The sequence below is a fragment of the Tardiphaga sp. 20_F10_N6_6 genome, assembly GCF_052076045.1.
Classification (GTDB): domain Bacteria; phylum Pseudomonadota; class Alphaproteobacteria; order Rhizobiales; family Xanthobacteraceae; genus Tardiphaga; species Tardiphaga robiniae.
The window spans coordinates 538,949-565,769 of sequence record NZ_CP197239.1 but is presented as its reverse complement, the minus strand read 5'-3'; the positions used below and the strand labels follow the sequence as shown (position 1 = coordinate 565,769).

The window sequence follows — 26,821 nt, the reverse complement described above, 5'->3', positions numbered from 1 at the left end:
GTCAGGACGTCAGCTTTGCGACGACCTCAGCGGCACTGATATTCTCACGCGAACCGTCATCGCGCCGCTTCAGCTCGACCTTGCCTTCGGCCAGCCCCTTCGGGCCAACGAGGATCTGCCAGGGCACACCGATCAGGTCAGCGGTGGCAAACTTGCCGCCGGCGCGCTGGTCGGTGTCGTCATAGAGCACATCGACGCCCTTGGCCGAGAGCTCCTTGTAGAGCGCCTCGCAGGCCGCATCCGTATCGGCCGAACCCTGCTTCAGGTTGAGGATGGCGGCGCGGAACGGCGCCACTTCCTCGGGCCACTTGATGCCGTTCTCGTCGTGGCAGGCCTCGATGATCGCGCCCAGCAGACGCGACACGCCGACGCCGTAGGAGCCGCCATGGATCGCCGTCTCCGCACCATCGGCGCCGGCGACGGTCGCCTTCATCGCGTCGGAATATTTGGTGCCGAAGTAGAAGATCTGGCCGACTTCGATACCGCGGGTGTTGAGCCGCCGCTCGGCCGGCACTTCGCTTTCGAACCGCGCGGCGTCGTGGACGTCTTCAGTCGCCGCATAGATCGAGGTCCACTGATCGATGATGCCCGTGAGATCACCGCTATAATCGACATCGGCCGGCGGGATCGGCAGATCGAGCACGTTCTTGTCGCAGAACACGCCGGACTCGCCGGTCTCGGCGAGCACGATGAATTCGTGGGAGTGATCGCCGCCGATCGGTCCGGTTTCGGCACGCATCGGGATCGCTTTGAGGCCCATGCGCGCGAAGGTGCGCAGATAGGCGACGAACATCTGATTGTAGGAATGCTTCGCCGCGGCTTCGTCGATGTCGAACGAATAGCCATCCTTCATCAGGAATTCGCGGCCGCGCATCACGCCGAAACGCGGACGCTGCTCGTCGCGGAACTTCCACTGGATGTGGTACAGGTTCAGCGGCAGGCTCTTGTAGGACTTCACATAGCCGCGGAAGATCTCGGTGATCATTTCCTCGTTGGTCGGCCCGTAGAGAAGCTCCCGCTTGTGGCGGTCCACGATGCGCAGCATCTCCGGCCCATAGGCGTCGTAGCGCCCACTTTCGCGCCAGAGATCGGCGAGCTGCAATGTCGGCATCAGGAGCTCGATGGCGCCTGCCCGGTTCTGCTCCTCGCGGACGATCGCCTCGATCTTCTTCAGCACCCGCAGGCCCAGCGGCAGCCAGGCATAGATGCCAGCGGCTTCCTGACGGATCATGCCCGCGCGCAGCATCAGCCGGTGCGAGACGATCTCGGCTTCCTTCGGCGTTTCCTTGAGAATGGGCAGAAAATAGCGCGACAATCGCATGGTTAGGCCTGGGAATCGGAGGGACACGGGAGAACGCGAGTGAAACCGGATCGGCCGCCAAAATACAAGGGCGACAGGTCGGACGCCGGACAGTCTAGGACATGGAGCCGGCAATCGGGGCTTAATTCCGTTCGCCTGGCGAATTGCTTCCCAGGCTGTCAAATATCTCCATTTCCGATGCCGGCCAGGGCGACCCAGCGTGACCGGAAATAGCGTGAAAGGCCGCGATTCTACCCTTGGCCTAAATTTTGAACACACATTGCTGAAATTGGTGACAAACAAAAAAAGTTGAGCTACGACTCACAGCTCAGGCGGTTCGTAAGGACAGAGTCTGGTGGTCCAAGTCTCGGGAGGAGCCCTGACGCGCTCAAGCAGCGTCAACCCGCTAAGCAAGGATAAAATCCAAAGTTTGGGGTAATAGGGTCGACACAATTTTCCGAGCAGGGCTGCGGCCCTGCTCTTTTTTTTCGGCAGATTCCCGACAACGACCGCGACGCTTCATATCGTCCGAGACGCAAAAAAGGCCGGCATCCATGCCGGCCTTTTTTCGGAGATGCAAAGCGCCGCGTATTACAGCGCACCACCCTTCGGCTTGATGCCCGACAGCCACGAACAGACCAGGCCCTGTACCGCGCCGACGATCCCGAATGTAAGAATCTGACGCAGCGGAATCGACACCGACGTCCAGATCAACATCATCCCGATACTCACGACATAGCCAGTCAACGCCGAGGTCAGCACCTTCGGCCACAGCTGCATCTTGTCTTCAAGGAACCAGTCCTCAAGCCACATCACCAGCGACGGGATCAGCCCGAACCAGTAGGCAAAGGGCAATCCCATAATGAAGCCGGGAAAGCCGCCGATGATCCTGCCGCTGGCAATTTCGCGCAGCTCGAAAACCGCGAAACCGACAGCCGGCCCAAGCAACAGAAAAAGCAGAAAGCGCTTCATGCGTCAGCTCCGTATCGACACCTGAAAGGACAGACTCCGCAGGTTAAAGATCGCTCTCAGATCGGCACGCCCATCAGCTTCGAGAGCCGCTCGATGTTGAAGTAGTCCATGCGATACGCATACATGCCGCCCGCGAACAGCACGGCGGAAATCACCGTGGTCCAGATCAGCTTGCGCCCCATCCGGGCCAGCACAGGCGCACCGGGATCGGTGCCGTCGGTGCCCTCGCCATCCTCATGCTGGCTGCGCACGCCGAACGGCAGCGTCAGGAACAGCGTGATCCACCAGATGACGAAATAGACCGCGAGCGACGTCGAGATCGTATAGGCCATCGCGTCCTCAGGACTGTTCGATTTCGGAAGCTTGTTCGATCTCTACCAGCGCGCCCGAGAAATCCTTGGGATGCAGGAACAGCACAGGCTTGCCATGGGCGCCGATCTTCGGCTGGCCGTCGCCAAGCACGCGCGCGCCTTCCTTGATCAGGTTGTCGCGTGCCGCGATGATGTCAGGCACTTCGTAACAGATGTGATGAATGCCGCCGTCAGGATTGCGCTCGACGAATTTAGCGATCGGCGAATCCGCGCCGAGCGGCTGGATGAATTCGATCTTGGTATTCGGCAGCGTCGCGAACACCGTGATCACGCCATGCTCCGGCAGCGGCACGGTCGCGGAAATCTCGGCACCGAAGGCGGTGCCGTAGATCTTCGCAGCTTTCTCCGCATCCGCGACGGCAATCGCCACATGATTGAGCCGGCCCAGCATGGTGTCCTCCGTAGTCTTTGTTTCTTTGCTTTTAGTCTTCGACCTGCAGGATGTGAACGTAGCACATCGTCTTCTTGCCCCATTGATCGGCGAGTGACGAGCGGACGGCGCGTCGCACCGACTCCGCCATCGCATCGGGATCCCGCTTGCGCGCCTTGGGCAGGTTCTCGACGATGTTGACGACGATGTCGAACACGACATCCTCCATCACCTCGCCCTTGAGGTTCTTTTCGGGAATGCCGATTAGGTCGACCGCAGGGTCATCGACCAGTTCGCCCTTCATGGTCACGGCCAATGCCACGAACGCACAGCCGGCAAAGGACAGCCGGCGCCGCTCGCTCACCGCGCGGGACTTGGAGTCCTCGAGGATGAGGCCGTCCTTGAACATGCGGCCCGACGGCAGTTCGTCGATGACGGCAGCATCGCCTGGCGCCAAGCGCACGAGGTCGCCGTTCTTGACGATCATGGTGCGCGGCACGCCGCAGGCGCGCGCGAGCTTGGCATGCTCATGCAGATGCAACGCCTCGCCATGGACGGGGATCAACAATTGCGGCCGCACCCAGGAAATCATGTCGCGTAATTCGTCGCGGCGCGGATGGCCCGACACATGCACCAACGCATCGCGATCGGTGATCACCTCGATGCCCTGCGTGACAAGACCGTTGATGATGGTGCCGACCGCCTTCTCGTTGCCTGGAATGGTCCGCGACGAGAAGATCACCGTATCGCCCTTGTTGAGGGTCACCATCGGATGATCGTCGCTGGCGATACGTGCCAGCGCCGCGCGCGCTTCACCCTGGCTGCCCGTGCACAGCGCCACCACCTTGTCCGGCGGGAAATGGCCGTAATAGTCGGCGTTACGGAAAGCCGGCAGTCCATCGAGATAGCCGCATTCGCGGGCCACCTGCACGACGCGCTCCATAGCGCGGCCGACCAGCACCACTTCGCGGCCCGCGGCCTGCGCCGCTTCGGCAACGGCCCGCAACCGCGCCACGTTCGATGCGAAGGTCGTGACGGCGACGCGGCCCTTGGCAGCCTTCACCAGTTTGGTGAGCGTCGCGGCAACCTCCGTTTCGGACGGTGAGCGGCCATCGCGCACCGCATTCGTGGAGTCGCCGATGATGGCCAGTACGCCGGCATCACCGAGTTCGCGCAGCCGCTTTTCGTCGGTTGGCAGGCCGATGATCGGTGTCGGATCGATCTTCCAGTCACCGGTATGCAGCACGGTGCCGAGCGGTGTGTGCAGCGCGATCGCATGGGATTCCGGAATCGAATGCGCGACCGGAATGAACTCGATATCGAACGGGCCGAGATTGATGCGGCCGCCCGACGGCACCACGGTGACGGGGATCTTCGGCGGGTTGCGCTCGCTGGCGCATTTGGCTTCGAACAATGCGGCGCTGAACTGCGTCGCATAGATTGGGCATTTCAACTTGGGCCACAGATCAATGATGGCGCCGAAATGGTCCTCATGGGCGTGGGTGAGCACGAGACCGACGAGATTCTTCTTTTCCTTTTCCAGGAAGCGCACGTCGGGCATCACCAGATCGATGCCGGGCAGATGCTCCTCGTCACCGAAATAGACGCCGAGGTCGATCGCCAGCCACTTCCCGGCCAGGCCATAGATCGACAGGTTCATGCCAATCTGGCCGACGCCTCCCAGCGGTGCGAAGGTCAATTCGTTGGGTCGCGTCATTTGCGTACTGTCCTTGTCGACGCGGCCGATCCGAAATGAACGTCGCCGGCGGTAATAGGGATTCGCCGGCGATCCGCTGTCGCGACAATCATACAACCGGCCTCATCAATGGTGTCGAAAATTCCCGAAATCGTCTGTACCCCGTTGTCCACGGACACCGGCTGACCGATCCCTGCTGCACGCTCCAGCCACTGTCGCCGGATCTCGGCAAACCCGCGGCCGGAATCCCAGATGCCGCGCATCTCCTGCCAGGTGTCCGAAAGCGCCGCAAACAGGTCTTCGGCGCTGGCGCTGACGCCCATCGCATGCAGGCAAGCAACCGGATAAGGCATATTGTCGGGGGCCGCCACCACATTGGTGCCGATGCCGACGACAACAGCAAGCTGGCCGTTCGGCGCTGCCTCCGCCTCCAGATTCATTCCGACAAGCTTGTGCCCGCCCGCCAGAACGTCGTTCGGCCATTTCAGCCGATAGTCATTCGCGGCCGACTGCGGCGCCCGCATCGCGGCTTCGACGCTGATCTGTCGGAGCGCCTTCTCAACGGCAACGCCGGCGGCGAAGCCCAGTGTCGCCGCAACTGAGGGCGTCACATCAAGAACTTCGAGAACCGAACTGGCGAGGTTCCCGCGGGGAGCGACCCACGGCCGATGCCGTCGCCCACGTCCCGCGGTCTGTTCCGTTGTGACAAACCACATCGGACCGCGCTCGCCTGCGCGCGCGCGGTCCATGGCTTCAGTATTGGTCGAACCGGTTGAGTCGAATGCGGCGAGCTTCGTGCCCGCCGCGAGGGCTCGGGGACCGAGCGAAAATGCCATCTAGAACAGCGACTTCGCTGCGAATGCCGCCGCGCTGACCAGAGGCGCCGGATAGACGAAGAACAGCACGTTGAAGAGACCCGCCACTGCCAGCACCGTGCGCAGTTCAACGCGCATCGGATCGAGCTTCCCGACCGGCTCGTCGAAATACATCAGCTTCACGATGGACAGGTAGTAGAACGCACCCACCACGCTGGCCAACACACCGACCACGGCCAGTACGAACAGGCCCGACTTGATGGCCGCCATGAAGACGTAGAACTTGCCGAAGAAGCCGGCCAGCGGCGGCACGCCTGCCAGCGAGAACAGGAACATCGCGAAGAAGAAGGCGATGATCGGATTGGTGCGCGACAGGCCGGCGAAATCCTTGATCGTCTCAACGGGCTGGCCATTGCGCTTCATGGTCAGGATGATGGCGAAGGTGCCGAGGGTCATCGCGACATAGATCGCGATATAGACCAGCACACCCTGCGCACCCTCCTGCGTGCCGGCGGCAAGGCCGACCAGCGCGAAGCCCATATGGCCGATCGACGAATAGGCCATCAGGCGCTTGATGCTGGTCTGGCCGATGGCGGCGAACGAGCCCAGCACCATCGAGGCCAGCGACACGAACACCACGACCTGCTGCCATTGCACCACGATGCCCGGGAACGCGGTCAGCGTGACGCGGGTGAACACAGCGAGTGCTGCAACCTTCGGGGCCGAGGCGAAGAAGGCCGTGACGGGCGTCGGTGCGCCTTCGTAGACATCGGGCGTCCACATGTGGAACGGCACGGCCGAAACCTTGAAACAGAGGCCGGCGAGCAGAAACACCAGGCCGAACACCAGGCCGATATTGCCGGTCTTGGCTTCGGCGGCGATGCCGGCGAAGGACACCGTGCCGGTAAAGCCGTAGATCATAGAAGCGCCGTAGAGCAGCATGCCGGACGACAGCGCGCCCAGCACGAAATACTTCAGGCCGGCTTCGGTCGACTTTGCATTATCGCGGTTAGAGGCTGCGACGACATAGAGCGCAAGGCTCATCAATTCGAGGCCGAGATACAGCATGATCAAGTCGCCGGCCGAGATCAGCACCATCATGCCGAGCGTCGAGAGCAGCACCAGGATGGCGTATTCGAAAATACGACGGGACTGGTCCGCGAGGAATTCACGCGACAGGATCAGCGTCACGGCCGACGCGATAATCGCCAGCACCTTCAGGAAGCGCGCATAATCGTCGACGATGAAGCTGCCGCCGAAGGTGACATGCTTGCCCGCAGGCAGCATGATTTCAGCCGCGCCGACCACCACCAGCAGACAGACGGCGAGCGTGGTGACCAAGCCCGTGACCTTCGGTCCGTTGAAGGCACCGATCATCAGCAGCACCATGGCGCCAACCGCGAGCATCAGCTCCGGCAGTACGGGCAGCAGGGAATATCCGGCGGTCGTAATCGTCATTGCGCGTTATCCTGATCTGCTGCGGTCATTGCAGCAGCGCGGCTGCCTTCACGGCAGACGTTGCAGCAGCGTAATTGTTAACGAGGAGCTGGATCGAAGCCGCCGACATGTCGAGCACCGGCTTCGGATAGACTCCGAACAGAATGGTGAGAATGACCAGCGGCACCAGCACCAGGCCTTCCCGGAACGTGATGTCCTTGATGCCCTGCAGCGCAGGCTTGGTCAGTTCACCGAACACGACCTTGCGGTACAGCCACAGTGCATAGGCCGCCGACAGGATCACGCCGATGCTGGCGAATGTCGCCGTCGGGATCGAGACCTTGAAGGTGCCGATCAGCGTCAGGAATTCACCGACGAAGCCGGAGGTGCCGGGCAGACCGACATTGGCCATGGTGAAGACCATGAACAGCGCCGCATAGATCGGCATCCGGTTGACGAGGCCGCCATAGGCCGCGATCTCGCGGGTATGCAGGCGGTCGTAGACGACGCCGACGCAGAGGAACAGCGCGCCCGACACGATGCCGTGCGACACCATCTGGAACACCGCGCCGGAGACGCCCTGCGTCGTGCCGGCGAAGATACCCATAGTGACGTAGCCCATATGCGCGACCGACGAGTAGGCGATCAGCTTCTTGATGTCTTCCTGCATCAGCGCGACCAGCGACGTGTAGACGATCGCGATCACGGAGAGCGTCCAGACCATCGGCGCGAAATAGAGAGAGGCATCCGGGAACATCGGCAGCGAGAAGCGCAGGAAGCCGTAACCGCCCATCTTCAACATGATCGCGGCCAGCACGACTGAACCTGCCGTCGGCGCTTCCACGTGTGCGTCAGGCAGCCAGGTATGCACTGGCCACATCGGCATCTTGACCGCGAAGGACGCGAAGAATGCCAACCACGCCCATGTCTGCAAGCTGCGCGGCACGGCCGTGTGCATCAGCGTCGGGATGTCCGTGGTGCCCGCATTCCAGTACAGCGCCATGATGGCCAGCAGCATCAGCACCGAGCCAAGGAACGTGTAGAGGAAGAACTTGAACGAGGCGTAGACGCGGCGCGGGCCGCCCCAGATCCCGATGATCAGGAACATCGGGATCAGGCCGCCTTCGAAGAACAGATAGAACAGCACCAGATCCAGCGCCGAGAAGGTGCCGATCATCAGCGTTTCCAGGAACAGGAACGCGATCATGTATTCGCGGACACGCTTGGTGACCGACTTCCAGCTGCACAGGATGCAGAACGGCATCAGGGCCGTGGTCAGGATCACGAAGGGCAGCGAAATGCCGTCCACACCCATATGGTAGTTGATGGTCGCGGCCAGCCAGGGCGCCTTTTCGACAAACTGGAAGTCGCCGTTCGACGGGTCGAAGCGCATCACCAGGATCAGCGAGACCGCAAAAGTGATCAGCGTGGTCCAGAGCGCGATCCAGCGCGCATTGCCCTGCGCAGCCTCATCATCGCCGCGGCTGAGATAGATCAGGATCGCGCCGACGATCGGCAGGAAGGTGACGACCGAAAGAACCGGCCATGTCATGACGGACGCCATTGTTACTGGCCCCCCAGGCCGAAGATGAACCAGGTGATCAACCCGGCGACGCCGATCAGCATCGCGAAGGCATAGTGATAGAGGTAGCCGGTCTGCAGCTTGACCACGCCGCGCGTGACATCGATGACGCGGGCCGAAACACCGTCAGGACCGAGGCCGTCGATGATCATGCCGTCGCCCTTCTTCCACAGGAAGTGGCCGATCCATTTGGCCGGGCGAACGAAGATGATCTCGTAAAGCTCGTCGAAGTACCACTTGTTGAGCAGGAACTTGTAGAGCAGCGGATGCTGGTTCGCGAGTTCGACAGGCAAATACGGCTTGCGAACATAGAACAGATACGAAATCAGGAAACCGAGCACCATCATCACAGTCGGCACATAGGGCACCCAGCCCGGGATGTGATGCATCTCCTCGATGATGTGCGGGTTCATCTTCAGCGATTCCCGGAAGAACTCGCCGACGTGATGACCGGCAAACAGCTCCTTGAACGGGAAGCCTGCGGCGAACGATCCGATGCCCAGCACGGCCAGCGGGACCAGCATCCACAGCGGCGCTTCATGTGCTGCGTCGTAATGCTTCTTGTCGTGCGGCTCGCCATGGAACGTCTTGAACACCAGACGCCATGAATAGAACGAGGTCAGCAGCGCAGCGACCACGGTCATCAGGAAGCCGTAGAAGGCGAACTGGGTGTGCGAGGCGTAAGCCGCTTCGATGATCGCGTCCTTCGAGAAGTAGCCGGCCGTGAACGGGAAGCCGGTCAGCGCCAGCGTACCGATGGTCATCATCGCGTAAGTGAACGGGATCTTGTTCCACAGGCCACCCATCTTCCGGATGTCCTGTTCGTGATGCATCGCGTAGATCACCGAGCCCGAGCCCAGGAACAGCAGCGCCTTGAAGAAGGCGTGCGTGAACAGGTGGAACATGGCGATGGAGTAAGCCCCCGTCCCCAGCGCCACGAACATGTAACCGAGCTGCGAACAGGTCGAGTAGGCGACGATGCGCTTGATGTCGTTCTGCACCAGACCGATGGTCGCGGCGAAGAATGCAGTGGTCGCGCCGACCAGCATCACGACGGCCTGCGCATTCGGCGCGAGCTCGAACAGCGGTGACATGCGCGCCACCATGAACACACCCGCGGTGACCATGGTCGCCGCGTGGATCAGCGCCGACACCGGCGTCGGGCCTTCCATCGCGTCCGGCAACCAGGTGTGCAGCAGGAACTGGGCCGACTTGCCCATCGCGCCGACGAACAGCAGCAGACAGGTCAGTGTCAGCGCATCGGCGTGCCAGCCGAAGAAGTTGATCGTCTTGCCGGTCAGGCCGGGCGCGCTGGCGAAGATCGTGTCGAGATCGGTCGAGCCGACCAGCATGAACAGCGCGAAGATGCCGAGCAGGAAGCCGAAGTCGCCGACGCGGTTAACCACGAAGGCCTTGATCGCCGCCGCATTGGCCGAGGGCTTCTTGAACCAGAAACCGATCAGCAGGTAGCTGGCCAGACCCACGCCTTCCCAGCCGAAGAACAGCTGCAGCAGGTTATCCGCGGTCACCAGCATCAGCATCATGAAAGTGAACAGCGACAGATACGCCATGAAGCGCGGCCGGTTCGGATCATCTTCCATATAGCCGAGCGAATAGATGTGCACGAGCGACGACACCGTGGTGACGACGACCAGCATCACGGCGGTCAGCGTATCGACGCGCAGCGTCCAGGATAGCTGCAGGTCGCCCGAATTGATCCAGTTCAGCAGCACGATACGGGCATCGTGATGCATGAAGGCGACGTCCACGAAGGTCATCCAGGACAGCACCGCCGACACCACCAGCAGACCGGCGGTGATCAGCTCGGCTGCACGCGAGCCGAGCGCGGCCGGCTCGGCAACGTGGTGATGGTCGTCGTGATCATCGTGACCATGATCGTCATACCCATGCGCAGCATGTGCATGCGCGTTGGCATCGCCGTGACCGTGGTCGTCATGCGCATGGTCCATCTCGTCGCCGCTCGGGTTACGCCCATGCGCACCCAAGATGGCGATGAAGCCTGCGATCAGCGCGCCGATCAGCGGCAGGAATACAAGAGCCTGGATCATAACTGGCTCAGCCCTTCATCAGATTGACGTCTTCAACCGCGATCGAGCCGCGGTTGCGGAAATAGACCACCAGCACTGCGAGACCGATCGCTGCTTCCGCAGCGGCCACGGTCAGCACAAGCAGCGCGAACACCTGCCCGACGATGTCGCCGAGGAAGGTCGAGAACGCCACCATGTTGATGTTGACGGCGAGCAGGATCAGCTCGATCGACATCAGGATGACGATGATGTTCTTGCGGTTCAGGAAGATGCCGAGAATGCCCAGCGTGAACAGGATCGCTGCGACCGCCAGATAGTGTCCGAGACCGATCGTCATTTGACCCAGCTCCCCGCGTCGGCGTCCTGCAGGCCCTGCCCGGTCGCGACCTTGCGCACTTCCATCGCCAGTTCCGGATTGCGCGCGTTCTGAACATTGATGTCCTGGCGCCGGACTTTGACCTTGTGACGCAGCGTCAGCACGATCGCGCCGATCATCGCCACCAGCAGCACCATGCCGGCCAGCTGGAAGTAATGGATGTACTTCGTATAGAGCACGAGGCCGAGCGCCTCGGTATTGCTCACATTCGTCGGGATGGCCGCCGTGATCGACTTGGTGACGTTCGGGTTCATTACCCAACCACCTGCGACCAGCAGCAATTCGGCGAGGAAGATCGCACCGATCACGAGACCAAACGGCAGATACTGAATGAAGCCTTCACGCAGCTGCGTGAAGTCGACGTCGAGCATCATGATGACGAACAGGAACAGCACCGCGACGGCGCCGACATAGACGACGATCAGCAGCATCGCCAGGAATTCGGCGCCCATCAGCACAAACAGGCCCGAGGCGTTGACGAAGGCCAGGATCAGGAACAGCACGGAATGCACGGGATTGCGCGAGGCAATCACCATGACCGCGGAAGCCACGCAGATGCTGGCGAACAGATAGAAGAACAATGCGGGAAGGATCATCTGGTCACCTTACCGGTACGGCGCGTCGAGTTCGATTGACTTCGCAATCTCGCGCTCCCAGCGGTCGCCGTTGGCGAGCAATTTCGCCTTATCATAATAGAGTTCCTCACGCGTCTCGGTGGCGAACTCGAAGTTCGGTCCCTCGACGATCGCATCCACCGGACAGGCCTCCTGGCACAGTCCGCAATAGATGCATTTCACCATATCGATGTCGTAGCGCACGGTACGGCGCGTACCATCGTTGCGGCGCGGGCCGGCTTCGATGGTGATGGCCTGCGCCGGACACACCGCTTCGCAGAGCTTGCAGGCGATGCAGCGCTCTTCACCGTTCGGATAGCGGCGGAGCGCATGCTCACCGCGGAAACGCGGCGAGATCGGCCCCTTCTCGAACGGATAGTTCAGCGTCGGCTTCGGCTTGAAGAAATACCGCATGGCGAGGACGAACGCCGAAACGAACTCCGCCAGCAGAAGCGAGTGAGCTGTTGCCCTGATATTCATAGTGACCTCATTTCGGAGCAAGGCCCCCGAATTGCAGCACGGCAGCGACGATGATGACGTACGCCAACGACAGCGGCAGAAACACCTTCCAGCCCAGACGCATCAGCTGGTCGTAGCGGTAGCGCGGCACGATCGCCTTCGCCATCGCAATCAGGAAGAACATGAACATCACCTTGATGGCGAACCAGATGATGCCTGGCACCCAGGTGAATGGCGCGAACGGGATCGGCGACAGCCAACCGCCCAAAAACAATATCGTTGCCAGCGCACACATGGTGACGATGGCAACATATTCACCGAGCATGAACAGCAGATACGGGGTCGAGCCGTATTCGGTCATGAAGCCCGCGACCAGTTCCGATTCCGCTTCGACGAGGTCGAAGGGTGGACGGTTGGTTTCAGCCAGCGCCGAGACGTAGAAGATCACGAACATCGGGAACAGCGGGATCCAGTACCAGCCGAGAATGCCCCACTTCGAATCCTGCGCGGCAACGATGGCCGTCAGGTTCAGCGAACCGACGCAGAGCAAGACCGTGATGATGACGAAGCCGATCGAGACTTCGTAGGACACCATCTGCGCGGCGGCGCGCAGCGCCGACAGGAACGGATATTTCGAGTTCGACGACCAGCCGGCCATGATGATGCCGTAGACCGACAGCGACGAGATCGCGAAGATATAGAGCACGCCGACATTAATGTCGGAGATCACCCAGCCGAGATCCATCGGGATCACCGCCCAGGCCGCCAGCGCGAGCACGCAGGACACCAGCGGCGCCAGCAGGAACACGCCCTTGTTGGAGCTGGAAGGAACCACCGGCTCCTTCAGCACGAATTTCAGCAAGTCCGCGAAGGATTGCAGCAGGCCGAATGGCCCGACCACGTTGGGGCCACGGCGGATCTGTACCGCCGCCCAGATCTTGCGGTCAGCCAGCAGGATGTAGGCAATCGCAATCAAGAGCACCACGAGCACAAGGAGGCTCTGCGCGACCATGATGATCAGCGGCCACAGGGTGCTTGTCCAGAATTCAGCCATCGGTTTACTCCGCCGCCGTCAGCATCTGGCCGGAGGCCAGGCGGGAGCATTCCGCCATGATGGCTGACGCACGCGCGATCGGGTTGGTCAGGTAGAAGTCCTCAACGGAGGCCTTGAACGGTGTCTTGTCGACGGTGCCGCCCTTGCCCGCAAGGGTCTTGATCGCACCGGCATCGCCGGCCTCGATCTGATCGATGCGCATCAGGTGCGGTGCAGCCTTGAAGATCGCCTGCCGCAGCGCAGCCAGCGAGTCGTAAGGCAGCTTGTGGCCGAGCACGTCGGACAATGCGCGGATCACTGCCCAGTCCTCGCGGGCATCGCCCGGCGGGAAACCGGCGCGCTCCGCCATCTGCACGCGGCCTTCGGTGTTGACGAAGATGCCGGACTTTTCGGTATAGGCCGCACCCGGCAGGATCACGTCGGCGCGATGCGCACCGCGGTCACCATGGGTGCCGATGTAGACGACGAAGGTGCCGTCGGCGACTTTCACGTCGTCGGCGCCGAGCGAGAACAGCACGTCGAGCGAACCGGCCGACGTCATCTGCGCGAGGCTCAGGCTGCCCGAGGTCGGCGCGAAGCCGATATCGAGCGCGCCGACCGTCGAGGCTGCTGTCTGCAGCACCGCAAAACCGTTCCAGCCGTCCTTGATCACGCCGAAGTCCGACGCGAGCTTGGCAGCCGCCGCCAGTACCGCAGCGCCATCGGCACGTGCGGCTACACCGGCGCCAACCAGCACGATCGGGTGCTTGGCGTTCTTCAGCACATCGGCGAAGGCGTTCTTGCCGGCGGCGAGTTCGGCCAGCGAGTCCGTGCCGGCGCCGAGATAGTCGTAGCGATAGGTCAGATCAGCCTTCTCGCCGATCACGCCGACCTTCAATGCACCGGTGCGCCATGCCTTGCGGATGCGCGCGTTGAGAACGGCGGCTTCCTTGCGCGGATTGGCGCCCACGATCAGCAGCGCATCGGCCTGCTCGATGCCGGCGATGGTCGGGTTGAAAATGTAGGACGCGCGGCCAGTGGCCGTGTCGAACGCGCCCGCGCTCTGGGTCGCCAGATTGGCAGAACCCATGCTTGCGAGCAGTTGCTTCAGCGCGAACATTTCCTCGACGGCGGCGAGATCGCCAGCGATGGCGCCGATCTTCTTGCTGCCGGCAACCTTCGAAGCGATGGCACTGAACGCTTCAGCCCAGGTCGCAGCGCGCAGCTTGCCGTTGTCGCGGATATACGGACGATCGAGGCGCTGCGTGCGCAGGCCGTCGACGATGTGGCGCGTCTTGTCGGAGATCCATTCCTCGTTCACGGCCTCATTGACGCGCGGCAGGATGCGCATCACTTCGCGGCCACGGGTATCGACGCGGATCGCCGAACCGACGGCATCCATGACGTCGATGGACTGGGTCTTGCCGAGCTCCCACGGACGCGCGGCGAAAGCGTAAGGCTTCGAGGTCAGCGCACCGACCGGGCAGATATCGACCAGGTTGCCCTGCAGCTCCGAGGTCAGCGCCGTTTCGAGGAACGAGGTGATTTCCATGTCCTCGCCGCGACCGGTGGCACCCATTTCCGGCACGCCGCAGATTTCTGCAGCAAAGCGGACGCAGCGCGTGCACTGGATGCAGCGATTCATCGAGGTCTTCACCAGCGCGCCGAGATACTTGTCCTCGACGGCACGCTTGTTTTCGGCAAAGCGCGACGTGTCGACGCCATAGCCCATGGCCTGGTCCTGAAGATCGCACTCGCCGCCCTGATCGCAGATCGGGCAATCCAGCGGGTGGTTGATCAGCAGAAATTCCATCACGCCTTCGCGTGCCTTCTTGACCATCGGCGAACGGGTCGAGATTTCCGGCGGTTCTCCCTTGGGACCAGGCCGGCAATCACGCACGCCCCAGGCGCAGCTCGCGACCGGCTTCGGTCCGCCCTTCACCTCGACCAGGCACATGCGGCAATTGCCGGCGATCGACAGGCGCTCGTGGTAGCAGAAGCGCGGGATTTCGGCGCCGGCGGCTTCACACGCCTGCAGCAGCGTGTATTCCGCGGGGACCTCGATCTCTTTGCCGTCGATGATCAGTTTCGTCATAGCCATGCGCCCTACTCCGCCGCGACCAGATGCGCGGGATCGAGGATGCCCTGATCATCGAGCGTGGCCTTGCGGCTGAACTCTTCGATGCGGCGTTCGATCTCCGGGCGGAAGGCGCGGATCAGGCCCTGCACCGGCCACGCGGCGGCATCGCCGAGTGCGCAGATGGTGTGGCCTTCAACCTGCTTGGTGACTTCGAGCAGCATGTCGATCTCGCGCTTGTGAGCGCGGCCTTCGACCATGCGGCTCAGCACGCGCCACATCCAGCCGGTGCCTTCACGGCACGGCGTGCACTGGCCGCAACTCTCATGCTTGAAGAAGTAGCTGATGCGGGCAATCGCTGCGACGACATCGGTGGACTTGTCCATGACGATGACGCCGGCGGTGCCGAACGACGACTTCACCGCGCGGGTGCCGTCGAAATCCATGATGAGTTCTTCGCAATCCGCAGCCGGGATCAGCGGGCACGATGCGCCGCCCGGGATGATCGCGAGCAGATTGCCCCAACCGCCACGAATGCCGCCGCCGTGCTTCTCGATCAGTTCACGGAACGGAATGCTCATGGCGTCTTCAACGACGCAGGGCGTGTTGACGTGGCCGGAGATGCCGTAAAGCTTGGTGCCGACATTGTTCGGACGGCCGATCGAGGCGAACCACGCCGCGCCGCGGCGCAGGATGTCCGGCGCAACGGCGATCGACTCGACGTTGTTCACCGTGGTCGGGCAGCCGTAGAGACCGACATTGGCCGGGAATGGCGGCTTCAGGCGCGGCTGGCCCTTCTTGCCTTCGAGGCTTTCGAGCAGCGCGGTCTCTTCGCCGCAGATATAGGCGCCGGCACCGTGCGCGACATAGAGGTCGAACGGGAAGCCGTGAATGTTGTTCTTGCCGATCAGATTGGCCTCATAGGCCTGATCGATCGCCGCCTGCAGATGTTCGCGCTCCCGAATGAATTCGCCGCGCACATAGATGTAGCCGACATGAGCGCCCATGGCGCAGCCGGCGATCAGACAGCCTTCGACCAGCGTATGCGGATCGTGCCGCATGATCTCGCGGTCCTTGCAGGTGCCGGGCTCGGACTCGTCGGCATTGACGACGAGATAGCTCGGGCGGCCGTCGGCATTGTCCTTCGGCATGAAGGACCACTTCATGCCGGTCGGGAAACCTGCACCGCCGCGGCCACGCAGGCCCGACGCCTTCATCTCGTTGACGATCCAGTCGCGGCCCTTGTCGATGATGGCTTTGGTGCCATCCCAGCCGCCGCGGCGGCGTGCGCCGGCGAGGCCCCAGTCGTCGAGGCCGTAGAGATTGCGGAAGATGCGGTCGTTGTCGTCGAGCATGGCTTCCTCGATCAGCGATTGGATTGCTTGTAGGCGAGCATCGCGGCGCAACCGCCGAACACAACGGCCCACAACAGACTGGATTCAAGCGTGGCGTTCAAAAAGAAACGCTGCAGCGAGAAAATGAACGCAGCTGCGACCATCGTATGCAGTGCGATGTAGAGCCACTTGTTCATTGCCGCGTCCCCCGACTGCGTTGCAAATTTCATCGACAGTGCGCGCGTCATTTCTTCGGCTCCTTCGGAGTCTTCGGCTCCTTGGGAGCGCCAGCTTTCGGCGGATTAGCCTTGGTCGCATCAGCCGCTGGCGGCTTCGGCGCCGGGCGCTCCTGCACATTGGCCGACTCGGTCTGCTTCTTCGGCTCGGCATCGGCGAGCGCGGGTTCCTTCGGCATATCCAGAACCTTGGTGTAACTGGCGGCGCCACCGCTCGTCATCACGCGCGCGCCGCCTTCGGGCGCCGCAAACTGACGGCCGATCTGCGAACCCGGCTTCGGCGGCGTGCCGGCAGCGAAACCGTCGATCAGCTTGTTCATGCTCTCTTTGGTGAGGTCTTCGTAGGTGTCGCTCCAGATCATCGCCATCGGGGCGTTGACGCAGGCGCCGAGGCACTCGACCTCTTCCCACGAGAAGTCGCCATCTGCGGACAGATGGAACGGGTCGTGATGGATGCGATGCTGACAGACGTCGATCAGATCGCCGGCGCCGCGCAGCATGCAAGGCGTGGTGCCGCAGACCTGAATATGAGCCTTCTTGCCGACCGGCTGCAACTGAAACTGGGTATAGAAGGTCGCGACTTCGAGCACGCGGATATATGGCATTTCCAGCATGTCGGCGACGACGCGGATCGCGGCTTCCGACACCCAGCCAGCCTGCTGTTCCTGCGCACGCCACAGGATCGCGATCACGGCGGATGCCTGACGACCGGGCGGATAATGCGTGATCTGCTCTTTCGCCCACGCCAGATTCTCAGGCGTGAATTCAAACGAAGCGGGCTGAACTTCTTTCGGAGCCAAACGGCGGACGGACATGTCTAGTCTCTCAATGAGTGCGGCGCGCCGCGCTCGCATTCAGGCTGTTGATGCGGTCGAGCCAGAACGCACTCGATGTGCCAAACACGTTGTAGCCAACATGTGTGGACACCTTGATGCGATCGAGGATCGACAACTCGGTCACGGTTTCGAAACGGTTGGTGGCGGGATCATGCACGATCAGCTTGAGCGGCGTTTGATCCAGGATAAAGCGTGAGACGGTGTGATACGGGTCATTGCCGTGCTCTTCACACATGATGACCGAGTCGCCCTGCAGCAATCGTGCGCCGCCCTTGATAGCCTCGATCTCGACGCCTTCGACGTCGAGCTTGATCAGATATTTGCCGGACATCGACACCTTGCCGTCGTCGAGCAGATTGTCGAGCGAGATCACCGGCACTTCCTCGCCGCCGGCATTGGGATCGCCGGCGATGCTGAAAGCTTCGTGCTTGGTGCCCGACAGATGCGCCGTACCACGCTGCGAGCCGATCGCGCATTTGATGACGTCGAACCGGTCACCATTGATCCTGGCGTTAGTAGCGAGCTTGGCGAAATTGTCGAACGACGGCTCGATCGCAATCGCCTTGTGCGAGCCGAACGGCCCGCTCGACACCAGCACCGACCAGTATCCGTAATTCGCGCCGCAATCGAGCAGCGTGTAATCGACATCGATCGAGTTCCGGAACAACACCTCAAGCTCGTCTTCATAGGAGAACGTGCGGTTGAGCAACTTGCTCCAGTAGCCATCGCCGAACGGGAATGCGAACAGCGCATCCGCATTCAGCTTCACCACGAGATCGCGCGCCGGCAGCACAGTCCTGCGCATCAGATTGGCGCACATGTTGTAGCCGCGATGCGAGAACGACGACGAGATCTTCGAGCCAACCACCAGCGCACAGGCCATCGCACGTTCCCAGAGATTCACGCTCTGGAGAACGCCGGACGCCCGGTCAAACTGTATGGGAGGCGTCAGCGTCACCGATCGACCTCTCCGAACACGATGTCGAGCGAACCGAGAATGGCGGAGACGTCGGCGAGCAGATGGCCGCGGCACATGAAATCCATGGCCTGCAGATGAGCAAAGCCCGGCGCGCGGATCTTGCACTTGTACGGCTTGTTGCTGCCGTCGGAGACGAGATAGACGCCGAACTCGCCCTTCGGCGCTTCGACGGCAGCATAGACTTCGCCTTCCGGCACACGAAAACCTTCGGTGTAGAGCTTGAAGTGATGGATCAGCGATTCCATCGAACGCTTCATCTCGCCGCGACGCGGCGGGAAAATCTTGTTGTCTTCGACCGCAACGGCGCCCTGCCCGTCCGGCGCGCGCATCTTGGCGATGCACTGCTTCATGATCTTGGTCGACTGTCGCATCTCTTCGACACGAATACAGTAACGATCGTAGCAGTCACCGTTCTTGCCGATCGGAACGTCGAAGTCCATTTCGGCGTAGCATTCATAAGGCTGCGACTTGCGCAAATCCCATGCAGCGCCCGAGCCGCGCACCATCACGCCGGAGAAGCCCCACTTCCAGGCGTCTTCCAGCGACACCACGCCGATATCGACGTTACGCTGTTTGAAAATACGATTGCCGGTGAGCAGCGTTTCGAGATCGTCGAGCACCTGCGGGAAGGCATCGCACCAGGCATCGATATCGTTGATCAGCTTGGGCGGCAGATCCTGATGTACGCCGCCGATGCGGAAGAACGCGGCATGCATGCGCGAGCCCGAGGCGCGCTCATAGAACACCATCAGTTTTTCGCGCTCTTCGAAGCCCCACAGCGGCGGGGTCAGCGCGCCGACGTCCATCGCCTGCGTGGTGATGTTGAGAAGATGCGACAGGATGCGGCCGATTTCGGAATACAGCACGCGGATCAACTGGCCGCGGCGCGGCACGGTGACGCCGAGCAGCTTTTCGGCGGCCAGACAGAATGCGTGTTCCTGGTTCATCGGCGCGACGTAATCGAGCCGGTCGAAATACGGGATCGCCTGCAGATAGGTCTTCTGCTCGATCAGCTTCTCGGTGCCGCGGTGAAGCAGGCCGATATGCGGATCGACGCGCTCGACGACTTCACCGTCGAGTTCCAGCACAAGGCGGAGCACGCCGTGCGCGGCCGGATGCTGCGGTCCGAAGTTGATCGTGAAATTGCGAACGTTGGGTTGTTCGGTCATGGCTTGACCTCTGCCTTCTCGTCACCCGGCAGCACGGGATAATCCGCGCCTTCCCAAGGCGAGAGGAAATCGAATTTGCGGAATTCCTGGTTGAGCCGGACCGGCTCGTACACCACCCGCTTCTCCTGGTCGTCGTAGCGAACCTCGACGAAGCCAGTGAGCGGGAAGTCCTTGCGCAGCGGATGGCCGTCGAAACCGTAATCGGTCAGCAGCCGGCGCATGTCGGGATGGCCGACAAAGATCACGCCATAGAGGTCATAGGCTTCGCGCTCGAACCAGTCAGCGCCGGGAAACACCGAAATGATCGACGGCACCTGAGTTGTTTCGGATGCCAGACCTTTCAGACGGATGCGGGTGTTCAATGTCGGCGACATCAGATGATAGACGACGTCGAAGCGCTTCTCGCGCCCCGGGTAATCCACAGCCGTCGCATCGGTGAAATTGACGAAGCGGCAGCGCGGATCGTCACGCAGGAACTGCGCGACCTCGACGATCCTCGATGTTTCCACCGCGATCGTCAGCTGGCCAAACGCCACCTCATGCGCGAGTGCGGCACCCGGCAGGGCGCCGACAATCGTCTGACCCAGTGTGTCGAGCCTCACATCGTCCATGACAAAGCCTTAAGCGTTCGCGAGTCTTAGCGTTCAATCGTGCCGGTGCGGCGGATCTTCTTCTGCAGCAGCAGCACGCCGTAGAGAAGCGCTTCTGCGGTGGGCGGGCAGCCCGGGACATAAATGTCGATCGGCACGATACGGTCGCAGCCCCGAACCACCGAATACGAGTAGTGATAGTAGCCGCCGCCATTGGCGCAGGAGCCCATCGAGATGACGTAACGCGGCTCCGGCATCTGGTCATAAACCTTGCGCAGCGCCGGGGCCATCTTGTTGGTCAGCGTGCCGGCGACGATCATCACGTCGGACTGACGCGGCGACGCGCGCGGCGCGAAACCGAAGCGCTCGACGTCGTAACGCGGCATCGACACCTGCATCATCTCGACCGCACAGCAGGCGAGACCGAAGGTCATCCACATCAGCGAGCCGGTGCGCGCCCAGGTGATCAGATCGTCGGTCGCAGCAACGAAGAAGCCCTTGTCGGACAGCTCGGCATTGACCTCGAGAAAATACGGATCGTTCGCGCCGACCGGCTTGCCGGTGGACGGATCGATGATGCCTTTTGGCGCCTGCGCGATGGCGGGAGCCGAGGCAATGACTGGGCTCAATCCCATTCGAGCGCGCCTTTCTTCCATTCGTAGGCGAAACCGATGGTGAGCACGCCAAGAAACACGATCATCGACCAGAAGCCGGTTGCGCCAAGCTTGCCGAAGGCCACTGCCCACGGAAACAGAAAGGCGACTTCCAGATCGAAGATGATGAAGAGAATCGCCACCAGATAGAACCGCACATCGAACTTCATGCGCGCATCGTCAAAAGCGTTGAATCCGCATTCATAGGCGGACAGCTTTTCCGGATCTGGCTGCTGGTAGGCGACGAGAAATGGCGCGATCAGCAAGGCCAGACCGATGACGGATGCGATGCCGATAAAGACCACAAGTGGGAGATAATTATGCAAGATGCCGTTCATCGGCGAGCCTTACTCCTGCGGCCCTGACTTTGCCACAGATTCGAACATTGGAATGGTTCTGAGGCTTAGCGCAGCGCAACAAGCCATGCAAGACAAGGGATGTTGACAGTTTTATGCCCTGCCATGCGCGGCGCGACGATTGAAACGCAACCTTGCCGATGCATCGCCGGCTGCGACAAACCTCCCGCAGATTCTCAAAAAATCCGGCATGACTTCTCAACCGCCGGGACCGTCAAACCTCGCCCGTCGGCGGGGCGGACCTGACGTTCCTTCCCTGCCACAACATGCCATCCAATTCGGCGCGTTTCCGTACCAGCAGCAACTCCGCGGCGGCGTTGTCCATGCCCGCCTGTCGCAACAGGCGGATCGCCGCGCCGAGCTCGGCGATCTGCGCCCGCAATGTGATGATCCTGAGTTGCGGCGGCTCGCTCACGCCGGACATGCCAGCGCCTCACGTTCCGCAATGAGCGCCAGCAGGTCGGCCTGCATCCGCCGCAGGCGCATGGAGGCATTGGCACAGTCCAGCCCGGCATTGGTCAGCAGCCGGATATCCGACTGCACCCCTTTCATCTGGTAGCGCAGCCGGGCGATTCTGAAATTCAGGTTGGCAAGCTTGGTCATTTGCGATATAGAACAAAAAGAGAACAAATTGACAAGCCATTGTTTCGACCCAGATCGGATTTTTGGAGGTTCCCATGACCCTTGCTTTGAAGGCCCTGGCTTTGAAGACCCCGGCTTTGAACGCCCGCGGTGAGATCGTCGTCCCCGCGATTGCCGCATCGGTATCGTCGTATGAGAGCCTGCCGGATCGCCTCTCCGGCCCGATGACCCGCGGCCAGGCGCTGACGCTGAAATCGCTGGCGATCGAGGCCTATCAGCCCAAACAATTCGAAAAGGACCTGACGCGCGCTGAAGCCGCGCGGCGAATCGAGGCGCTGAAGCAGGAAATCGCGCTCGCAGATTCGTTCTGAGCGCTGGCACGTCAAATGCCGCGCGAGACGTCTGCAACTCTATAGTTCTCTTGAAGAAACTTGTTGGGACAACCGCGGATGGACCTGAATCCCGCCATTCCCGATGGAATGGCGCGAGAGACGGGACTCGAACCCGCGACCTCTGCCGTGACAGGGCAGCGCTCTAACCAACTGAGCTACTCCCGCGTGGATCGTCTGCAATCCCGCAGTGGGGCTGGACATAAAGGGACGTCCTTTTGAAGTCAAGGACGTTGCAGAACCATTCCGGGGGACATCACAAGAAGGCGTCGTTGCAGGCTTGCGAGAAGGCCATTTTAAGGCCGGAAATGCAAATAAGCCCCTGTTTGCAGGCAAAACAGCGGGGCGGCATCGCTCCGAATCGTTTAAGCCCTGCTGCGTCACAGGTTTAAGACAGACCACCAACGAGAAGGGCCAGATTCATGGCAAAAGCTGCAACCACCACCGCCGCGAAAGCGGCCACTCCTCCCACCATCACGCTGAAGCATCTCGCCGCGGCCCTGGCTGAAGATCACGAGCTGTCGAAGAAGAAGGCCGAAGAAATCCTCGGTGACATGGTGGAGCGCATCACCAACCACCTCAAGAATGGCGAGCGTATCCGCATCGTCGGCCTTGGCATCCTTCAGGTCCGCAAGCGCGCCGCCCGCATGGGTCGCAACCCGGCGACCGGCGAGCAGATCGAGATCGCGGCCAGCAAGAAGGTCGCGTTCCGGCCGGCCAAGGAACTCAAGGAAGCCGTCTGATCGACCGCTTGAACTTCTCATTCCGGGCCGCGTCCTCGTGACGGCCCGGAATGAAACTTCTAAGCTGTGAGGACTTCTGCAATCAGATGGTGACCTTTGACAGCAACTCTCCCCTTCGATTTCGCCCATGACGTGACTGCGTGCTTCCTGCGCTATGTGGTGATCGACACCCAGTCCGACCCCGCCTCCCCCACCTGCCCATCGACCGAAAAGCAGAAGGATCTCGGCCGCGTACTCGCGCAGGAGCTGCGGGACCTGGGGCTCAGGGACGCGCATCTCGACGAGCATGGCTATGTCTATGCGACGATCCCCGCGACATCGGACAAGAAAGTGCCGGTGATATGCTTCTGCTCGCATATGGACACTTCGCCCGACTGCAGTGGCAAGGACGTCAAACCGCAGATCGTCAAGAACTATCGGGGCGGCGATATCGTGCTGCCGGTGGACACAACGCAGGTCATCCGCGTCGCCGACAATCCGGCGCTGAAGGACCAGATCGGCCATGACATCATCACCACCGACGGCACCACTTTGCTGGGTGCCGATAACAAGGCTGGCCTTGCCGAGATCATGGACGCGGCACGTTTCCTGGTTGCCAATCCACAGATCAAGCACGGCACCATCAAGATCCTGTTCACGCCCGATGAAGAGATCGGCCGCGGCGTGGACAAGGTCGACCTGACAAAGCTGGGCGCCGACTTCGCCTACACCATGGATGGCGAGACCGCCGGCTATGTCGAAGACGAGACTTTCTCGGCCGACGGTGCCGTCATCACCATCGAAGGCGTCAGCGCGCATCCCGGCTTTGCCAAGGGCAAGATGGAGCACGCCATCAAGATCGCCGCCGCAATCGTCGAGCGACTGCCGAAAGACACCTGTTCGCCTGAGACCACCGACGGCAAGCAAGGCTTCCTGCATCCGATCGGCATTTCTGGCGCGCTTGAAAAAGCGACGCTCAGTCTGATCGTGCGCGACTTCACAGATGACGGCCTTGCCGAGAAGGAAACGCTGCTGCAATCCATCGTCGACGACGTGATGACGGCCTATCCGCATTCGACGGCGACACTCGAAATCAAGCAGCAATACCGCAACATGAAGCAGGTGATCGACCGCTATCCGCAGATGGTCGAATACGCCGTGGAAGCGATCCAGCGCGCCGGGCTCAAACCCGTCCGCAGCAGCATCCGCGGCGGCACCGACGGATCGCGGCTGTCCTTCATGGGCCTGCCCTGCCCCAATATCTTCGCCGGCGAACACGCCTTCCATGGCCGTACCGAATGGGTCAGCGTTCAGGACATGGAAAAAGCCGTGCAGACCATCGTGCATCTCGCGATGATCTGGGAAGAAAGGGCGTAGTGGTAACAAAGAACCATTCGCGGCACAAAGCAGCGAGGGACGGGCGTTCCGGCAGTGACGGAACGGTGTATAGTTGTACTGTCAATCGAATGGCGAATTGCGCGCCGTGACGGCGACGATATCCTCCCCAGTACATATTATAAATTATAACAAGAATAATTTCCCAAAAACATAGCTCCATTTCAGCTGATATGCAGGCGCGCCATGGGGTCATTCAAAGGCAAGCATTTTCAGACCGCGTTGTCGGCCATCGAAAGCATTGCCAATGCCGCCTCCATGTCTGCGGTTGGCGATGTCGTGGCCGCTACGGCCAAATCGTTCGGCTACAACCACATCTGCTTTCTGGCCTCGACCGGCGTCAACCAACCGTTCGAAGATCGCGTGTTGCTGAAAGTATGGCCCAAGCCATGGGCCGAACAATATAGCGCGTCCAATTTCTATGCCTCGGATCCCGTTGCGCCGCGGATCCGCCGGCAACCCGAGCTGTTCACCTGGTCCGACATCCGGCTCGATGAGGTCAGCCCGATATCACGGACCATCATGGAGATCGCGTCTGTCGATTACGGATTGAAGTTCGGCCTCTGCGCACCGGTGCACGGCATGAACGGCTATCAGGCCGGCCTCTCGCTGGCAGGCTACGAAGTCGAAAATACCGAGGACGCGCACGGCGCCATCGAGCTCGTCACGATGTATGCGTTCAACCGCTTTGCAACGCTTCGCTCTCATCAGCGTGCGAAGTTGATCGCCCTCACCTTGCGGGAGCGCGAGGTCGTCAGCTGGGTCGCTGCCGGAAAGACCGCCTGGGATACGAGCGTCATTCTCGGTATCTCCGAGGATACGGTGAACAAGACTGTCACCGCTGCCATGCACAAGTTGAATGCGCATACGCGCGCGCAGGCCGTGGCCGAAGCGATCACACAAGGACTGATCGCTTTCTGAATTGTCAATCCCCTGCCCACGGAATATCGCGACCAAACTCATCATGAGAACCCTCCACGCAGACGAGCGTGGAGAGCTTTTTATGATCGAGGTCATTCACAGCGGTAATGCTGGGCAGTTCGGCGATCTCCTGGACAAGCAATTTCGGTTACGGCACGAGGTCTTTGTCGGAGAGCGCGGCTGGACCGCCTTCGATGTCGATGGCGAGCACGAGAAAGACCAGTATGACGATGATGCCGCCGTCTATCTGGTCGCGGCCGACGACGCAGGCACTGTCGCAGGCGGCTTCCGGCTCTATCCAACCGTCTTGCCTCACATGCTCAGCGAGAATTTTGCGCAGCTTGTCGATGGCGCGCTGATCCAGCGCCGCGATGTGTTCGAGCTGACACGCTTTGCCATGCGCAAATCCGAACGCCGCAGCCATCACTATTTCGAACTGCTGCTCGCGATTCAGGAATATGGCCTGATGGAAGGCCTGTCCGGTTTCACCTCGGTCATCAATCCCTTGCGCATCCCGATTCTTCAGGGCTTCGGACTGGAGATCGAGCCGCTGGGATTGCCAGCCATGATCGATGGCGAGGCCACCATCGCCGTGCTGTTTCATGTTAGCGAAAAGTGTCTCGCTCGCGTCAGCAAGAGTGTCGCCATCAAAGACAGCGTCTTTGCACTGCCTCAGACATCCCGGCGGATCGCCTGATGCCGATGTCCCCCAATCAGTTCCAGGTCATTCAGGGCGGCAAGGACAGCGACGAGCTGATCGTCACAATGCTGCAAGCTTTGCGGCTGGCGAACGCATGCGGGTCCGAGACGACCTATGATCTGCTGCGCATGGCGCTGTTGAACGAAGGCGTTCAGCTCGCCAAGGTGCTGGCGGCGCGCTAGGCGAAACACCTGAGGGCGAGATCGGAATATCCGCGCGGGAACGCCTTGCCGCGACGGAGTGCTGGCGTTAAAGAGAGGCCGTGAGGGTGATTGCCCGAGGGCGGCTAGCTCAGCTGGTTAGAGCATCTCGTTTACACCGAGAGGGTCGGGAGTTCGAATCTCTCGCCGCCTACCACCACCTCCATGGGCCGCTATGGATCGTTCGATCCCTTCGGCCGCGCTGGTAGTTCCGCAAGATCATGAATCCAGGACGCGGCTGACCGGCACCAGATCTGTCGTCGTGGCGGCAGCTCGGCGCGCTGGCGGATACTGCCCCAGCGAATACCCCACTCGTTATCCTCAGCCGCCTCGCCACTGGCGAATATCGGCGTGCCGCAGTCCCCGCAAAAATGCTGCAGCCGGTTGAGACCGTTGTCGCCGCGCTTGACGTAGACCTTCGGCGCGCCGCCCGTCATCTCGATCGTGTCGGCCGGCGTCAGCACCGTGACGCGATAGGCCGAGCCGGTCATGGTCTGGCAATCCGTGCAATGGCAGATCGACACCCGCTGGGGATCGATTGTCGCGCGATAGCTGATGAAGCCGCAGTGGCATTGGCCGTCGATCTGCATCGCGCCTTCCTTCGCTACG

31 protein-coding genes and 2 tRNA genes are annotated in these 26,821 nt (G+C 61.3%); 7 read left to right on the top strand and 26 right to left on the bottom strand.

The genetic code is table 11. The annotated features are described in order from the left end of the window. Position 1: 1 nt before the first annotated feature. The 24 genes from proS to AB7813_RS02480 form a co-directional block, all read right to left on the bottom strand. Entirely contained in the window at positions 2-1,321 is a 1,320-nt protein-coding gene (gene proS / locus AB7813_RS02595) for a proline--tRNA ligase (protein ID WP_439058218.1), read from the bottom strand. 570 nt (positions 1,322-1,891) lie between these two features. Further along, entirely contained in the window at positions 1,892-2,272 is a 381-nt protein-coding gene (locus AB7813_RS02590) for a hypothetical protein (RefSeq protein ID WP_089264551.1), read from the bottom strand. A 56-nt stretch (positions 2,273-2,328) separates the two neighbouring features. Next, positions 2,329-2,604, bottom strand: a complete 276-nt coding sequence (locus AB7813_RS02585) for a DUF1467 family protein (protein ID WP_175367093.1) — start codon at positions 2,602-2,604, stop codon at positions 2,329-2,331. 7 nt (positions 2,605-2,611) lie between these two features. Further along, positions 2,612-3,034, bottom strand: a complete 423-nt coding sequence (gene mce / locus AB7813_RS02580) for a methylmalonyl-CoA epimerase (RefSeq protein ID WP_068730877.1) — start codon at positions 3,032-3,034, stop codon at positions 2,612-2,614. Positions 3,035-3,065: 31 nt separating this feature from the next. Then, positions 3,066-4,730, bottom strand: coding sequence for a ribonuclease J (locus tag AB7813_RS02575; protein ID WP_089264553.1), 1,665 nt, complete (start codon positions 4,728-4,730; stop codon positions 3,066-3,068). Beyond that, entirely contained in the window at positions 4,727-5,545 is an 819-nt protein-coding gene (locus AB7813_RS02570; RefSeq protein WP_120290019.1) for a biotin--[acetyl-CoA-carboxylase] ligase, read from the bottom strand. Before AB7813_RS02570 ends, AB7813_RS02575 begins: the two co-directional genes overlap by 4 nt. Further along, positions 5,546-6,982 carry an NADH-quinone oxidoreductase subunit NuoN gene (nuoN, locus tag AB7813_RS02565; protein WP_439083581.1) on the bottom strand — a complete coding sequence of 479 codons (1,437 nt, stop codon included), beginning with the start codon at positions 6,980-6,982 and terminating at the stop codon, positions 5,546-5,548. A 25-nt stretch (positions 6,983-7,007) separates the two neighbouring features. Continuing rightward, on the bottom strand, positions 7,008-8,513 hold the full coding sequence (locus AB7813_RS02560; RefSeq protein WP_414716891.1) for an NADH-quinone oxidoreductase subunit M: 1,506 nt from the start codon (positions 8,511-8,513) through the stop codon (positions 7,008-7,010). Between the two features lie 14 nt (positions 8,514-8,527). Further along, the gene (nuoL, locus tag AB7813_RS02555) at positions 8,528-10,612 is read right to left on the bottom strand and encodes an NADH-quinone oxidoreductase subunit L (protein WP_439083582.1); all 2,085 of its coding nucleotides are present in this window, start codon (positions 10,610-10,612) and stop codon (positions 8,528-8,530) included. A gap of 7 nt (positions 10,613-10,619) precedes the next feature. Then, complete coding sequence (gene nuoK, locus AB7813_RS02550; RefSeq protein WP_068730883.1) at positions 10,620-10,928, bottom strand: NADH-quinone oxidoreductase subunit NuoK; 309 nt, start codon at positions 10,926-10,928, stop codon at positions 10,620-10,622. After that, complete coding sequence (locus tag AB7813_RS02545) at positions 10,925-11,563, bottom strand: NADH-quinone oxidoreductase subunit J (protein WP_068730884.1); 639 nt, start codon at positions 11,561-11,563, stop codon at positions 10,925-10,927. Before AB7813_RS02545 ends, nuoK begins: the two co-directional genes overlap by 4 nt. 9 nt (positions 11,564-11,572) lie before the next feature. After that, the gene (gene nuoI, locus AB7813_RS02540; protein ID WP_089264557.1) at positions 11,573-12,061 is read right to left on the bottom strand and encodes an NADH-quinone oxidoreductase subunit NuoI; all 489 of its coding nucleotides are present in this window, start codon (positions 12,059-12,061) and stop codon (positions 11,573-11,575) included. Positions 12,062-12,068: 7 nt separating this feature from the next. After that, positions 12,069-13,094, bottom strand: coding sequence for an NADH-quinone oxidoreductase subunit NuoH (nuoH, locus tag AB7813_RS02535; RefSeq protein ID WP_089264558.1), 1,026 nt, complete (start codon positions 13,092-13,094; stop codon positions 12,069-12,071). 4 nt (positions 13,095-13,098) lie between these two features. After that, complete coding sequence (gene nuoG / locus AB7813_RS02530) at positions 13,099-15,168, bottom strand: NADH-quinone oxidoreductase subunit NuoG (protein ID WP_439064616.1); 2,070 nt, start codon at positions 15,166-15,168, stop codon at positions 13,099-13,101. An 11-nt stretch (positions 15,169-15,179) separates the two neighbouring features. Beyond that, complete coding sequence (gene nuoF, locus AB7813_RS02525; RefSeq protein WP_439063762.1) at positions 15,180-16,505, bottom strand: NADH-quinone oxidoreductase subunit NuoF; 1,326 nt, start codon at positions 16,503-16,505, stop codon at positions 15,180-15,182. 11 nt (positions 16,506-16,516) lie between these two features. Beyond that, on the bottom strand, positions 16,517-16,732 hold the full coding sequence (locus AB7813_RS02520; protein WP_439063761.1) for a hypothetical protein: 216 nt from the start codon (positions 16,730-16,732) through the stop codon (positions 16,517-16,519). Further along, positions 16,729-17,535, bottom strand: coding sequence for an NADH-quinone oxidoreductase subunit NuoE (gene nuoE / locus AB7813_RS02515; RefSeq protein ID WP_231080814.1), 807 nt, complete (start codon positions 17,533-17,535; stop codon positions 16,729-16,731). Before nuoE ends, AB7813_RS02520 begins: the two co-directional genes overlap by 4 nt. Before the next feature lie 10 nt (positions 17,536-17,545). Then, the gene (locus AB7813_RS02510) at positions 17,546-18,514 is read right to left on the bottom strand and encodes an FkbM family methyltransferase (RefSeq protein WP_439063760.1); all 969 of its coding nucleotides are present in this window, start codon (positions 18,512-18,514) and stop codon (positions 17,546-17,548) included. Further along, positions 18,511-19,704 carry an NADH-quinone oxidoreductase subunit D gene (locus tag AB7813_RS02505; RefSeq protein WP_089264562.1) on the bottom strand — a complete coding sequence of 398 codons (1,194 nt, stop codon included), beginning with the start codon at positions 19,702-19,704 and terminating at the stop codon, positions 18,511-18,513. The genes AB7813_RS02510 and AB7813_RS02505 overlap by 4 nt, the downstream gene beginning before the upstream one ends. Beyond that, entirely contained in the window at positions 19,701-20,315 is a 615-nt protein-coding gene (locus AB7813_RS02500) for an NADH-quinone oxidoreductase subunit C (protein ID WP_439058211.1), read from the bottom strand. Before AB7813_RS02500 ends, AB7813_RS02505 begins: the two co-directional genes overlap by 4 nt. A gap of 26 nt (positions 20,316-20,341) precedes the next feature. Next, a complete protein-coding gene (locus tag AB7813_RS02495; RefSeq protein ID WP_089264564.1) occupies positions 20,342-20,929 on the bottom strand; it encodes a NuoB/complex I 20 kDa subunit family protein in 588 nt (195 codons plus the stop codon). Then, positions 20,920-21,285, bottom strand: a complete 366-nt coding sequence (locus AB7813_RS02490) for an NADH-quinone oxidoreductase subunit A (RefSeq protein ID WP_068730894.1) — start codon at positions 21,283-21,285, stop codon at positions 20,920-20,922. The genes AB7813_RS02495 and AB7813_RS02490 overlap by 10 nt, the downstream gene beginning before the upstream one ends. Positions 21,286-21,517: 232 nt before the next feature. Beyond that, positions 21,518-21,727 (bottom strand): hypothetical protein, encoded by a 210-nt coding sequence (locus tag AB7813_RS02485; protein ID WP_439063759.1) that lies wholly within the window; start codon positions 21,725-21,727, stop codon positions 21,518-21,520. Beyond that, on the bottom strand, positions 21,715-21,906 hold the full coding sequence (locus AB7813_RS02480) for a hypothetical protein (RefSeq protein ID WP_320443975.1): 192 nt from the start codon (positions 21,904-21,906) through the stop codon (positions 21,715-21,717). Before AB7813_RS02480 ends, AB7813_RS02485 begins: the two co-directional genes overlap by 13 nt. A 74-nt stretch (positions 21,907-21,980) precedes the next feature. Between AB7813_RS02480 and AB7813_RS02475 the strand changes: the two genes are divergently transcribed. Then, positions 21,981-22,256 carry a DUF3072 domain-containing protein gene (locus AB7813_RS02475; protein WP_439063758.1) on the top strand — a complete coding sequence of 92 codons (276 nt, stop codon included), beginning with the start codon at positions 21,981-21,983 and terminating at the stop codon, positions 22,254-22,256. 109 nt (positions 22,257-22,365) lie between these two features. Here the strand turns inward: AB7813_RS02475 and AB7813_RS02470 are convergent. Further along, positions 22,366-22,442, bottom strand: a tRNA-Asp gene (locus AB7813_RS02470). 254 nt (positions 22,443-22,696) lie between these two features. Between AB7813_RS02470 and AB7813_RS02465 the strand changes: the two genes are divergently transcribed. The 6 genes from AB7813_RS02465 (at position 22,697) to AB7813_RS02440 (ending at position 26,369) form a co-directional block, all read left to right on the top strand. Continuing rightward, entirely contained in the window at positions 22,697-23,017 is a 321-nt protein-coding gene (locus tag AB7813_RS02465) for an HU family DNA-binding protein (RefSeq protein WP_068730898.1), read from the top strand. Between the two features lie 96 nt (positions 23,018-23,113). Next, positions 23,114-24,373, top strand: coding sequence for a peptidase T (gene pepT / locus AB7813_RS02460; RefSeq protein WP_439063757.1), 1,260 nt, complete (start codon positions 23,114-23,116; stop codon positions 24,371-24,373). 204 nt (positions 24,374-24,577) lie between these two features. Then, the gene (locus tag AB7813_RS02455; protein WP_089264570.1) at positions 24,578-25,312 is read left to right on the top strand and encodes a helix-turn-helix transcriptional regulator; all 735 of its coding nucleotides are present in this window, start codon (positions 24,578-24,580) and stop codon (positions 25,310-25,312) included. 82 nt (positions 25,313-25,394) lie between these two features. Continuing rightward, positions 25,395-26,009: an acyl-homoserine-lactone synthase gene (locus tag AB7813_RS02450; protein ID WP_158596803.1), complete on the top strand. Its 615-nt coding sequence runs from the start codon at positions 25,395-25,397 to the stop codon at positions 26,007-26,009. Further along, positions 26,009-26,194, top strand: coding sequence for a hypothetical protein (locus AB7813_RS02445; RefSeq protein ID WP_089264572.1), 186 nt, complete (start codon positions 26,009-26,011; stop codon positions 26,192-26,194). Before AB7813_RS02450 ends, AB7813_RS02445 begins: the two co-directional genes overlap by 1 nt. Positions 26,195-26,292: 98 nt before the next feature. Further along, positions 26,293-26,369, top strand: a tRNA-Val gene (locus AB7813_RS02440). Positions 26,370-26,385: 16 nt separating this feature from the next. Here the strand turns inward: AB7813_RS02440 and AB7813_RS02435 are convergent. After that, positions 26,386-26,802 carry a GFA family protein gene (locus AB7813_RS02435; RefSeq protein WP_439064615.1) on the bottom strand — a complete coding sequence of 139 codons (417 nt, stop codon included), beginning with the start codon at positions 26,800-26,802 and terminating at the stop codon, positions 26,386-26,388. Positions 26,803-26,821 lie beyond the last annotated feature (19 nt).